This window comes from Amycolatopsis sp. 3B14 (genome assembly GCF_050958625.1).
GTDB classification, from domain to species: Bacteria; Actinomycetota; Actinomycetes; order Mycobacteriales; family Pseudonocardiaceae; genus Amycolatopsis_E; species Amycolatopsis_E thermoflava.
Window position 1 is genome coordinate 20,664 of record NZ_JBHZEN010000040.1, and the last position, 11,809, is coordinate 32,472.

Genomic DNA, 11,809 nt, shown 5'->3' on the forward strand with positions numbered 1-11,809 from the left:
GGGCTCCTCCTTCGGCGGATGGCGACGCCTGCGCACGCTAGGGCGGCCGCCCGGACGGGCTCACCGTCGCCGGGCGCGAATTTCAAATAGTCGAAAAACGGGTTCACTCTGATGCAATGGGCGCCTCCGGGGCCGCACAGTGTCGGCCAGCCCAGCAAGCAGGAGGTGACCATGCCGCGACCGACCGACGCCGACGTGACGGCCCGTGTCGACGCCCTGGCCGAGGACATGCTGTCGTTCCTGGCCGCGACGGTGCGGGACCCGAGCGAGAGCGGGTGGGAGGACCGGGTCACCGGCCGGTACGCCGACTGGTTCGCCGCCCGGGGCTGGCCGGTGACGCGGCAGCCGCTCGAGGAGGCCTCCGGGGAGCCGCGGGCCGCGCAGCGGGAGAACCTGATCGCCTGGTACCCCGGCCGCCGCGGCCTGCCGTGCGTGGTCCTCAACGGCCACGTCGACGTGGTGCCCGCGGGCGACGAGCAGGCGTGGTCCCGGCCGCCCTACTCCGGTGACCGGGACGGCGGCCTGGTGCACGGGCGCGGCTCGGTCGACATGAAGGGCGGCATCGCGGCCGGGCTGTACGCGCTCGCCGCACTCGACGAAGCCGGGGTGGACCTGCCGTTCGACGTGGCGGTGCAGCTCGTCGTCGCCGAGGAGACCACCGGGGCGGGCACGCGGGCGGCGGTGCACCAGGCGCCGGACCCGGCGGCCGCGCTGGTGCTGGAGCCCACCGGCGGGGCGATCGTGCCGGTCAGCACCGGTCTGCTGTTCTTCACCGTCGAGGTCACCGGCGTCGCCGCGCACACCTCGGCCCCGTGGCGCGGGGTGGACGCGTTCGACAAGCTGATCCGGGTCCGCGAGGCGCTGGCCGAGCTGGCGCGCAAACGCGGCGCGGCCTACCGGCACCCGCTGTTCGCCGACGTGCCGACCGCGATCCCGTTCGCGATCGGCACCGCCCGGGCGGGCAGCTGGCGCGCCGCGGTGCCCGACCACGCGACCATGTCCGGCCGGATCGGCCTGATGCCCGGCGAGCCTCCGGGCGAGCTGCGCCGGGAGGTGGAGCGGGTGCTCGGCGAGGTCGCCGCGACCGACGACTGGCTGCGGGACCACCCGCCGTCCGTGCGCTGGGACCACGAGGGACTGCCCGGGTGGGAAACCCCCACGGACCACCCGCTGATCACCGCGCTCCGGTCCGCGCAGCGGGAGTGCGCGGGCGCGGAGACGCTGACCGGCTTCACCGCCGGCTCCGACGCCGCGTACTTCGGCTCCCGGGGCGTGCCGACGGCGATCTTCGGCCCCGGCGATGTGACCCGGGCGCACGCGCCGGACGAGTGCGTGGCCGAAGCCGACGTGGTGCGGGCCGCGAAGGTGCTGGCGCTGACGCTGGCCAGGCTGGTGGTGCGCGATGGGTGAGCAGCGCACGACCGTCCTGCACACGCTGGAGCGCGGGCTGCAGGTCCTGGAGGCCGTCGCGGCCGCGGACGGGACCGCCACCGCGAAGGTGCTCGGGCGGCAGCTGGGCATCAAGATCGGCACCTGCTACCACCTGCTGCGCACGCTGGTCGCCAGCGGGCACGTGGTCCGGCTGCCGGGCGGGTACTACGACGTGGGCCCGAAGGCGGCGTCGCTGAGCCGCCACCTGCAACGGCGGTCGGGGCCCTCCCCGGAGCTCGCGGTCATCCTCACGCGCCTGCACAACAAGACGCGCGAGACCTCCTACATCTCCGGCTGGAACCACGGCACGCTGATCCTGCAGCACTACATCTCGGGTCTGCACACGCTGTCCGTGGGCAACCTCGACGTGGGCTACACCGGGCACATGCACGCCCGCGCCTCCTGCAAGGCGGTGCTGGCGTTCCTGCCGGAGGAGCAGGTCGCGGCGATGTTCGCGGGTGTGCCGCTGGAGGCGGTCACCGCGCACACGATCACCGACTTCGACGCGCTCACCGTGGACCTGGCCACCTCCCGCCGCCGCGGTTATGCCCTGGACCTGGAGGAGTTCAGCGACGGCGTCTGCTGCGTGTCCGCGCCGTTCTTCGGCGAGAACGGGATGCCGGCCGGGGCGTTCACCGTGTCCGTGCCGCAGTCCCGGTTCACCGAGCGCCGGTCGTGGCTGATCGCGGAGGTGCGGGAGGCGGCGGCGATGGCGACCGGGCTGCTGCGCACCGGCCGGCTGACCGTGCCCTCCCCCGACGTGCCGGCGCGCACCGACCGGGAGGTCTCGTGAGGACGCTGGATTCCGCCCGGGCTGTGGTCACCGGCGCCGGGCGCGGGATCGGGCGCGCGATCGCGGTGCGGCTGGCGGCCTCCGGGGCGTCCGTGGCGGTGGTGGACGCCGACCTCGGCGGCGAGGTCGTGCCGGAGGTCGCCGCCCAGGGTGTGGACGTGATGGGCCTGCGCTGTGACGTGACCGACCCGGCCGCGGTGGACGCGTCGATCGGCGCGGTGGTCGACGCGTGGGGCGGGGTGGACGTGCTCGTCTGCAACGCCGGCGGCGGCACCGGCCCGATCCACGGCAACCGCGCGTCCGAAGTGGACCTCGGTGAGCTGGAGGCTGTGCTGCGGCTCAACCTCTACGGCACGATCCACTGCTGCCGGGCCGTCGCCGGTCCGATGCGGGCGCAGGGCCGCGGCAGCATCGTCACGATGAGTTCGATCAACGGGCTCGCGCCCACCGCGGACGGCGGCTACGCCCACTACGGCGTCGCCAAGGCGGCGGTGGCGCAGTACACCCGGTACCTGGCGCGCGACCTGCGCCCGCACGGCATCCGGGTCAACTCGGTGGCCCCCGGCCCGATCGGCACCGCCCGGCTGCGCGCCCGCTACGCCGAAGCCGGCGAAGACCTCGACGCGGCAGGCGAACCCGGCGACGTCGCCGGTGTCGTGGAGTTCCTGGCCGGGCCGGCCGCCCGGCACGTCACCGGACAGGTCCTCACCGTCGACGGCGGCCTGCTCGGCCACGCCTGAACCACATACTTCCCGTCAGTCCGAAAAGGAGAGTGGGTACACCCATGCCCGAAACCGCCGCACTGCTGGCCCATCTGGAATCGATGTGGCGCATCCGGTCCTTCGAAGAGGAGGTCACGCGCCTGCGCGCCACCGGCGACATCGTCGGCTCGGTGCACCTGTGCAACGGCCAGGAAGCGATCTACACCGGTGCGTGCGCCGCGCTCGACCTCACCCGCGACGCCGTGTTCCCCACCTACCGGGGTCACGGCTGGACACTGGCCTGCGGCGCGCCGCCCCGCGCCCTGTTCGCCGAGCTGCTCGGCCGCGCCACCGGGATCAACGGCGGCCGGGGCGGGTCGGCCTACCTCACCGCGCCCGACTACGGCATGTACGGCGAGAACTCCATCGTCGGGGCCGGTGCGCCGATCGCCGCGGGCGCCGCGCTGGCCGCCACGTTCGACGGCTCCGGCCGGGTGGCGCTGGCCGCGTTCGGCGACGGCGCGATGAACCAGGGCGCGGTGCACGAGGCGATGAACTTCGCAGCCGTCCGGTCGCTGCCGGTGATCTTCCTGGTGGAGAACAACCACTACTCGGAGCTCACCCCGATCGCCGACATGGTGCGGGTGGACCGGTTGTTCAAGCGCGCCTCCGCCTACGGGTTCCCGGGCGCGCGCATCGACGGCAACGACCCCGAGGCGGTGCGGCAGGCCGTGGCCGAAGCCGCCCGCCGGGCCCGGTCCGGGGCGGGCCCGGTGCTGCTGGAGGCGATGACCCAGCGGATCGTCGGCCACTACATCGGCGACGCGCAGCACTACCGACCCGCCGGGGACCTGGACGCCGCGCTCGCCGCGGAGCCGATCGGCAGGCTGACCCGCGAACTGCTCGCCCTCGGCGTCGCCCAGTCCGAACTGGACGAACTCACCGCCCGGGTGGACCGCGAGATCGCCGACGCCGCCGCCCGCGCCCTGGCCGATCCCCTCGCCGACCCCTCGACCGTTCTGGAGCACCTGTATGCCTGAGACGAAGAACCTCTCCTACGCCGAGTCCGTCAACGCCGCGCTGCGCCGCGCGCTCGCCGAACGGCCGGAAGCGCTGCTGTTCGGTGAGGACGTCGGCGCTCCCGGCGGCGTGTTCGGCGTGACGAAGGGCCTGCGCAAGGAGTTCGGCGACCGCGTGTTCGACACCCCGATCTCGGAATCGGCGATCCTCGGCGGCGCGGTCGGCGCCGCGATGTTCGGCCGCCGTCCGATCGCGGAGATCATGTGGGCCGACTTCTCCCTGGTCGCCTTCGACCAGCTGGTCAACCAGGCCACCAACGTCCGCTACGTCTCGCGTGGCGCGCTGTCCGCGCCGCTGACCGTGCGCACCCAGCAGGGCAACGCGCCCGGCGCGTGCGCGCAGCATTCGCAGTCGCTGGAGGCGTTGTTCGCCCACGTACCCGGGCTGCGGGTGTGCCTGCCCGCCACCCACCAGGACGCCTACGACCTGCTGCTGTCGGCGATCTGGTGCGACGACCCGGTGATCGTGATCGAGAACCGCACGCTCTACCACGCGGGCAAGCAGGAGGTCCGGCTCGGCGGCGAGGTGCGGCCGATCGGGGGCGCGGCCGTGCGGCGGCCCGGCCGAGACGTCACGGTGCTCACCTGGGGCGCGATGCAGCACCGGGTCCTGGAGGCGGCCGGGCGGCTCGCCGCGGACGGCATCGACGCCGAGGTGATCGACGCCCGCTGGGTCCGCCCGCTCGACCTGGACACCGTGCTGGCCAGCGTGCGCCGCACCGGGCGCCTGGTGGTCGCCCACGAGGCGCACACCGTCGGCGGGGTGGGCGGCGAGGTGGTCGCCGCCGTCGCCGAGGCCGGGGTGCCGTTGCGCTGCCCGCCGGTGCGGGTCGGCACGCCCGACGCCCGCATCCCGGCCGCGCCGGGACTCGCCGCCGCCGTGATCCCGTCGGCCGAGGTGATCGCCGAGGCCGTCACCAAGTCCGTGCGCGCCTAGGAGGAACCGTGACCGAACCCGTCGTCGCCATGCCCCCGTTCGCGCCGCTGTACGGCGTGGGCACCGAGTCGGTGCGGCTGCGCTGGCTCACCGTCGAGTACCGCACCGACCCCCAGGCCGTGGCGGGCCTGCTGCCCGCGCCGCTGGCGGCGACGGCGGACCCGCTGGTCGGGATCTGGGTCGCCGAGTTCCTCGGCGCCGGGTTCCACCTGCCCGACGGCACCGTCGAGCAGCGGCCGCCGTACCTGCAGGCCGGGATCAGCGTGCGCTGCCACCGGCACGGTGAGGTCGGCGCCTACCCGCTCACGTTCTTCATCGAGGGCCTCAACCACGGGACCCTCGGCCGGGAGATCTTCGGGCTGCCCAAGAAGCAGGCCCGCGCCGTCACCCTCACCGAGGACGGCGGCGAGGTCAGCGGCCGCATCGTCACCGCCAACGACATCGAGATCGTCACCATCCGGGCGCGGGCCACCGCACCCGCCGGCCCGCTCGACCCGGTACCCGCCTGGTTCGGCAACCACTTCGCGCTCAAGCTGATCCCCAGCGCGGAGGGCACCGGCTACGACATCAGCCGCCTGGTGCGGATCCCGTTCCGCACCTCCGAGCCGGGCGGCGCGTGGGACGGCACGGCCGAAGTGACCCTCCGGCCCTCCACCGCGGACCCCGTCCAGCTGCTGCCGTGCCGGGAGGTGGTGTCCGCGCGCTACGGCGGGATCCGCCTCGACATCGGCTTCGGCACCTACCTCGACCACGTCGACCACGTCCCCGTCGCGGGGACACCGCACTGGGGCAGCGTCGCCCCGGCAGGAGAGTGAGCACACCATGAGCGTCCAGACCCACGCGCAGGCCGGTGCCGGCGCCGGCATCACGCCGGCGCAACGCAAATCGATCGTCGCCGCGTGCATCGGCAACTTCATCGAGTGGTACGAGTTCGTGCTGTACGGGTACTTCGCGTCCACGATCGCGAAGTTGTTCTTCCCCGCCGGTGACCCGACCGCGGCGCTGCTGCTGACGTTCGCGTTGTTCGGCGTGAGCTTCGTGGTGCGGCCGCTGGGCGGGGTGGTGTTCGGCTACATCGGCGACCGCTACGGCAGGCGCAGCGCGTTGTCGGCGATCATCCTGCTGATCTCGCTGGGCACCGCGCTGATGGCGCTGGTGCCGCCGTACGCCTCGATCGGGGTCGCCGCGCCGGTGCTGATCCTGGTGCTGCGCCTGGCGCAGGGCCTGTCCGCGGGCGGCGAGTGGACCGGGGCGGTGGCGTACGTTATCGAAACCGCCCCGGCCGGGCGGCGCGCCTACTACGGCAGCTGGCAGACGATCACGATCGTGCTCGGCATGATGGTGGCCAGCCTGTCCGCGCTGCTGTTCACCGAGGTGCTCTCGCCCGCCGCGCTGGAGTCGTGGGGCTGGCGGGTCCCGTTCCTGATCGCGCTCCCGCTGGGCCTGATCGGCCTCTACATGCGACTGCGGCTGGACGAGACACCGGAGTTCGCGCAGGTGGCCGCCTCCGGCGAGCACGAACGCGCGCCGCTGCGCGCCACCCTGCGGCACGACTGGCGGTCGATCCTGCGGATCGCCGCGCTGGTGTGCTCGCCGACGATGTGCACCTACGTGCTGCTGGTGTACGGGCCCACGTTCCTGACCACCGAGCTGAAGGTGCCCGCCGCGCAGGCGAAGCTGGCCGGGTTCGCCGCGATGGTCGTGATGATGGTGCTGACCGTGGTGTTCGCGCGCCTGTGCGACCGCGTCGGGCGCAAGCCGTTCCTGATCGCCGGGGCGATCTGGGTGCTGGTCACCGCGCCGCTGGGGTTCCTGCTGCTGCACCGGTTGTCGTTCGGGTTCCTGGTGGCGGGCCTGGCGCTCGTGGTGATCGGCGAGGCGCTGATGCTGGCGCCGCAGCCGGCGATCTTCGCGGAGCTGTTCCCCACCGCCCGCCGGTACAGCGGGGTCGGCATCGGCTACAACATCGGCGTGGTGCTCTTCGGCGGCGCGGGCCCGCTGGTCGCCACCGCCATCGTGGAGGCCACGCAGAGCACCTACGCGCCCGCGGGGTACCTGGCGTGCGGCGCGCTGATCAGCCTCATCGCGGCGATCTGCACGCCGGAGACGCTGCGGCGCGACCGGACGTCCACCGCGAGCTGAACGACCGGAGACCCCCGCAGCCGGCTGCGGGGGTCTCCGGCGTCAGCGGGGCGCGATCACGCGCAGCTGCAGCATGGCGGCGAAGCGGGCCTCCGGGTCGGACAGGTCCAGCCGCGCGACCTCGGCCAGGCGCCGCAGCCGGTAGCGGAAGGTGTTGGGGTGCACGTAGACCGCGTTGGCGGCCGCGTTCACGTCGCCGAAGGAGTCCAGCCACGCGCGCAGCGTCTCGACCAGGTTGGTGTTGTGCTGCCGGTCGTAGTCGAACAACCGGGCGACCGGGCCGGTCGGGCGGTCGCCCCGCGCGGCGACCAGGTCGCGCAGCTCCAGCAGCAGCGCCTCGACCTGGACGTCGGCCAGGCGGGCGACCCGGCGGCCGGTGCGCGGTTCCGCCCGCAGCACCCGCAGCGCCCGGTCCGCGCTGGCCCGGGCGCCGGCCAGTGCCGGGACGTCCTCGGCGACCGGTCCGATCGCGACGACCGCGGGCACCCGCTCCCCCACGCGGTCCACGAATTCGGTCGCGATGGACACCGCCCACTGCTCGCCGTCGCCCTCGCCCTCCACCGGGACCAGCCCGTAGGCCACGTCCCCGACGAGGGCGCTCGCGGCACGCGGGTGCACCGCGGTCAGGTGCATCGCGAGGCCGTCGCTCACCCGTTGCAGTTCGGTCGCCACCCCGGCGTCGTCGCGCTCGCCGGGGCCGCGGTCGGCGAGCGCGAGCGCCAGCACCACCACCGGACGGCCCGCCAGCCCCAGCCGGGCCATGGCCTCGCGTGCTCCGGCGCCGCCTTCGAGCGCGGTGCTGAGCAGTTCGGCGCGCAGGCGGCGGGACACGTCGGTGCCCGCGCGGACCCGCAGCATGTGCAGCGCGACGAGCCGGGCCGCCTCCCGCAGCGCCTGCTCGCGTTCGGCGCTGAGCGGTTCCCGGACCGCCGCCCAGATCGAGCCGAGCACCTCGTCGCCCGCCCGCACGGCGACGGCGACCCGGGGCATCGTGAGGCCGTCGAGGTTGACCAGCGCGTCGACGTAGACCAGCCGGTCGCTGCGGTACAGCTCGCGGAACACGCCCCGGTCGGTGAGCATCCGGGCGAAGCGTTCCGGCACCTGCCGTCCCAGGATCGTCTCCACCCGGGACGGGTCGGCTTCGTCCTGGCGGCCGGAGAACGCCAGCACCCGCGAGCGCGGGTCCTCGATCGTCACCGGCGCGTCGATCAGCTCCGCGATCGCGTTGGCCACCGCGAACAGGTCGCCGGAGGGCACGCCGCCCAGCATCTCCGGCTCGGCCTGGCCGACGTCGCCCTCGGCGAGCAGCGCCCGCAGCATCGCGGCCAGCTGCGCCCAGGACGCCCCGCGCGTCAGGCCCAGCAACACCACGCCGGTCTCGTCGACGGCGGCGGTGACCTCCGCCGGCACGGCGACCGGCGCGCGCACCACCAGCCCCGCCGCCTCCTGCTTGCCGAGCCCGCGCAGCAGGCGGACGATGTCCGCCGGCTCGCGGACGCCCACGCCGAGCACGAGCGCGTGGCGGGGCAGCACGGGTTCCTCGAACGGGTCGTGGATCGCGACGCCGCCGATGTCCCCGGCGCCGCCCGGGTCGCCGTGGACGAGGTCGAGCAGCGTGCCACCGAGGTCGTCGAGGACACGGACCACACCGGCGCTCACCGCGACGCCCCACCTCCTCGCCGGCTCAGCAGGCCACCCGCTCGGTCGCCGTCGTCACCTCGGCCAGCAGCTCCGGCACCGGCTCCACCCCGATGCCCGGCCCCGCGGGCACGTCCAGGTGCCCGCCGGAGAGCACGAACGGCTCGGTGATGTCGGTGCGATAGTAGCGGTCGGAGGCGGAGGTATCGCCGGGCAACGTGAAGCCGGGCAGCGCCGCGAGCGCGACGTTGGCGGCGCGGCCCAGCCCGGATTCGAGCATGCCGCCGCACCACACCGGCACCCCGTTGGCGGCGCACACGTCGTGCACCCGGCGGGCTTCCAGGTAGCCGCCGACCCGGCCGGGCTTGATGTTGACGACCTGGCAGGCGCCGAGCGCGATCGCGTCCGCGGCCGACTTCGCCGACACGATCGACTCGTCCAGGCACACCGGCGTGGCGAGCCGCTTGGCGAGTTCCGCGTGCCCGAGCACGTCCTCCTCGTCCAGTGGCTGCTCGATCAGCAGCAACCCGAACGGGTCGAGCCGGGCCAGGTGGCGCGCGTCGGCGAGCGTGTACGCGGTGTTGGCGTCGACCTGCAGCAGCACGTCGTCGCCGAAGCGTTCCCGGACCGCCCGCACCGGCTCGACGTCCCACCCGGGCTGGATCTTGAGCTTGATCCGGACGTACCCGGCGTCGAGGTAGCCGCCGACGGTGTCGAGGAGTTCGCCGACCGAGCCCATGATTCCGACCGACACGCCGCACGGCACGCGGTCGCGCACCGCGCCCAGTTCCCGCGCCAGCGGGCGGCCTTCGGCGCGCAGCTCGGCGTCGAGCACCGCCATCTCCAGGGCGGCCTTGGCCATGCGGTGTCCCTTGAACGGCGCCAGCACCCGGGCCACCGCGGTGGCGTCGAGGTGGTCGGCGGCCGCGAGCGCGGGCACGAAGAAGCGCCGCAGCACGTCGGCCGCGCCGTCCACGTACTCCGGCGAGTAGAGCGGGTCGGCCAGTGCGCCGCATTCGCCCCAGCCCACGGCCTCGTCCGTCTCGACCCGCACCAGCAGGATGTCGCGGGCGGTCTGCGTGCCGAACGAGGTCCGGAACGGAGCCACCAGCGGCATCTCGATGCGGCGCAGTTCCACTCCGGTCAGTTTCACGCGTTGTCCTCCTTCGCCACGCGGGTGACGACGTACCACCCGGTCTTGTCGAATCCCGCGACGCGCGCGCCCTCGGCCAGCAACGTGCCGAGCGTGTCGCGCACCGCGATGCGCCACTGCCGCGCCAGGCGCGGGTCCGCACGGCGCAGCGTCTCGATGTCCCGCGGGGCGGCGACCAGCAGGGCCGGCCCGTCGAGACTGCCGGCGCGGGGTGTGTCGTTCTCCGCGCCGAGCGCCACGACCGCGCCGGGCGGCGCGCTGACGCGGCGGGGTGTGCCGTCGCAGGCCGCTTCGACCTCGGGGGCGCCGATGCGCCAGTGCACGAGCAGCCGGTCGGTGTCGTCGTCACCGTTGATGTGGTCGTGCATCCCGCCGTAGAAGTTCGGCAGGTACTCCACGGCCTCGGCGGCGAGCTTGCCGAGGTTGAAGTAGGCGTTGCGGCTCACCAGCGGGTCGAAGGTCCACTCGATCACCGAGATCCCCCGCGGCAGCGCCCAGGCCCGCTGGTGCAGCTTGAGCGCCAGCCCGACGCTGCGCCCGGCCATCACCGGGGCCACGCCCGCGATGTGGCTGTGCATCACACCGGGCGTGCCGAAGAACCCGACGCAGGCGCCCACCAGCTCGTCCCCGACGAAGGCGCCCGAGACGTAGTTGCCCGCCTTGGTCAGCGCGCGCATGAGTTCGGTGGTCACCGGCGGGTTGGCCGGATCGGGGCGCCAGATCAGGTCGAACAGCCGGTACACCGCCTCCAGCTCCGGCAGTTCGGCGACCTCGCGGACGCGGACGCCCGCCGCGACCGCCGCCTTGGCCGCGGCCTCCTCGGGACTGGTCCTCACCGGCGCACGTCCGTCAGCAGGTCGGCGACCAGTGCCGACACCAGCGCGGTGCGGCCGGGCAGCTCGCCGATCCGCACGTGCTCGGTGTCGGCGTGCGCGCCGCCGCCGACGGCACCCAGCCCGTCGAGGGTGGGTACCCCGGCGCCCGCGGTGAAGTTGCCGTCCGAGGCGCCCCCGACCGCGGCGGCGGTCAGCGGCGCCAGGCCGAGCGTGGCCGCCACCTTCTGCGCGCGGGCGAACAGCGCGGCCGACGACTCCGCTTCCATCGGGGGCCGGTTGGGGCCGCCGAGCACCTCCACCACCGAACCCTCCACAGCGGACTCCAGCGCCCGCATCCGCTCGTCCACCCTGGACTGCTCGGCCGCGCTTCGGACGCGCACGTCGACCGCGAACTGCCCGGCGGCGGGCACGGTGTTCGCCGTGGTGCCTGCGGACAGCACGGTCGGCGTCACGCTGGTGCCGCGCCCGGCGTCGGCGAGACCCGCCACCGCCAGGATCTGGTGCGCCAGCTCGACGGTGGCGTTGACGCCGCGTTCCGGTTCCAGTCCGGCGTGCGCGGCCCGGCCCTTCACCCGGACCCGGTACAGCGACACGCCCTTGCGCTCGGTCTTGAGCGCCCCGCCGTCCGCGGACGCCTCCAGCACCAGCGCGGCGGCGCAGCCCGCGGCCTCGTCCTCGATCAGGGTGCGCGAGCTGGGCGAGCCGAGCTCCTCGTCGCCGGTGATCAGGATGGTCACCCCGGCCCGGTCGCCGAGCGCGGCGACGGCGTGCAGGGCCATCACCACCCCGGCCTTCATGTCGAAGCAGCCGGGGCCGCGCAGCACATCACCCTCCACTGTGTACGGATGTGTGGCCAGGGAACCGAGCGGCCACACGGTGTCGTGGTGGCCGAGCAGCAGGACCCGCGCGGGCCCACGGCCGAACCGCCAGCGCAGGTGGGTCCACCCGTCGCGGACGATCCGCTCCGGCGGCACCCCGAGGAGCCGCTCGCCGATGCGCGCGAGCGTGTTCGCGCTCGCGGCCACGGCCGCGTGGTCCGACGAGGGTGATTCGCAGGTGACCAGCCGCTCGATGTCGTCGAGCATCGCGGGCAGGTCCG

The 11,809-nt window shown here is 74.3% G+C and carries 11 protein-coding genes; 7 read left to right on the forward strand and 4 right to left on the reverse strand.

All coding sequences use genetic code 11. The features are described from left to right. Window positions 1–171 precede the first annotated feature (171 nt). Genes ACCP09_RS22305 through ACCP09_RS22335 form a run of 7 tightly spaced genes read left to right on the forward strand, consistent with a single transcriptional unit; the run spans window position 172 to window position 7,083 of the window. Window positions 172–1,410, forward strand: coding sequence for a M20 family metallopeptidase (locus tag ACCP09_RS22305; RefSeq protein WP_433749732.1), 1,239 nt, complete (start codon window positions 172–174; stop codon window positions 1,408–1,410). Beyond that, on the forward strand, window positions 1,403–2,224 hold the full coding sequence (locus tag ACCP09_RS22310) for an IclR family transcriptional regulator (protein WP_433749734.1): 822 nt from the start codon (window positions 1,403–1,405) through the stop codon (window positions 2,222–2,224). The genes ACCP09_RS22305 and ACCP09_RS22310 overlap by 8 nt, the downstream gene beginning before the upstream one ends. After that, window positions 2,221–2,964, forward strand: a complete 744-nt coding sequence (locus tag ACCP09_RS22315; RefSeq protein ID WP_208722450.1) for an SDR family NAD(P)-dependent oxidoreductase — start codon at window positions 2,221–2,223, stop codon at window positions 2,962–2,964. The genes ACCP09_RS22310 and ACCP09_RS22315 overlap by 4 nt, the downstream gene beginning before the upstream one ends. Window positions 2,965–3,008: 44 nt before the next feature. Beyond that, the gene (locus ACCP09_RS22320) at window positions 3,009–3,965 is read left to right on the forward strand and encodes a thiamine pyrophosphate-dependent dehydrogenase E1 component subunit alpha (RefSeq protein ID WP_433749738.1); all 957 of its coding nucleotides are present in this window, start codon (window positions 3,009–3,011) and stop codon (window positions 3,963–3,965) included. Then, window positions 3,958–4,941, forward strand: coding sequence for an alpha-ketoacid dehydrogenase subunit beta (locus ACCP09_RS22325; protein ID WP_433749741.1), 984 nt, complete (start codon window positions 3,958–3,960; stop codon window positions 4,939–4,941). The genes ACCP09_RS22320 and ACCP09_RS22325 overlap by 8 nt, the downstream gene beginning before the upstream one ends. An 8-nt stretch (window positions 4,942–4,949) precedes the next feature. Next, window positions 4,950–5,756 (forward strand): acetoacetate decarboxylase family protein, encoded by an 807-nt coding sequence (locus tag ACCP09_RS22330; RefSeq protein ID WP_433749744.1) that lies wholly within the window; start codon window positions 4,950–4,952, stop codon window positions 5,754–5,756. Between the two features lie 7 nt (window positions 5,757–5,763). Then, window positions 5,764–7,083 carry an MFS transporter gene (locus ACCP09_RS22335; protein WP_433749747.1) on the forward strand — a complete coding sequence of 440 codons (1,320 nt, stop codon included), beginning with the start codon at window positions 5,764–5,766 and terminating at the stop codon, window positions 7,081–7,083. A 42-nt stretch (window positions 7,084–7,125) separates the two neighbouring features. Here ACCP09_RS22335 and ACCP09_RS22340 read toward each other — a convergent pair whose 3' ends face one another. Genes ACCP09_RS22340 through ACCP09_RS22355 form a run of 4 tightly spaced genes read right to left on the reverse strand, consistent with a single transcriptional unit; the run spans window position 7,126 to window position 11,795 of the window. Then, the gene (locus ACCP09_RS22340; RefSeq protein WP_433749750.1) at window positions 7,126–8,742 is read right to left on the reverse strand and encodes a PucR family transcriptional regulator; all 1,617 of its coding nucleotides are present in this window, start codon (window positions 8,740–8,742) and stop codon (window positions 7,126–7,128) included. Between the two features lie 25 nt (window positions 8,743–8,767). Further along, complete coding sequence (menC, locus tag ACCP09_RS22345) at window positions 8,768–9,874, reverse strand: o-succinylbenzoate synthase (RefSeq protein WP_123686139.1); 1,107 nt, start codon at window positions 9,872–9,874, stop codon at window positions 8,768–8,770. Continuing rightward, complete coding sequence (locus ACCP09_RS22350; protein ID WP_378364597.1) at window positions 9,871–10,710, reverse strand: GNAT family N-acetyltransferase; 840 nt, start codon at window positions 10,708–10,710, stop codon at window positions 9,871–9,873. The genes menC and ACCP09_RS22350 overlap by 4 nt, the downstream gene beginning before the upstream one ends. Then, on the reverse strand, window positions 10,707–11,795 hold the full coding sequence (locus tag ACCP09_RS22355; protein WP_433749970.1) for a M20 family metallopeptidase: 1,089 nt from the start codon (window positions 11,793–11,795) through the stop codon (window positions 10,707–10,709). The genes ACCP09_RS22350 and ACCP09_RS22355 overlap by 4 nt, the downstream gene beginning before the upstream one ends. Window positions 11,796–11,809: the final 14 nt, after the last annotated feature.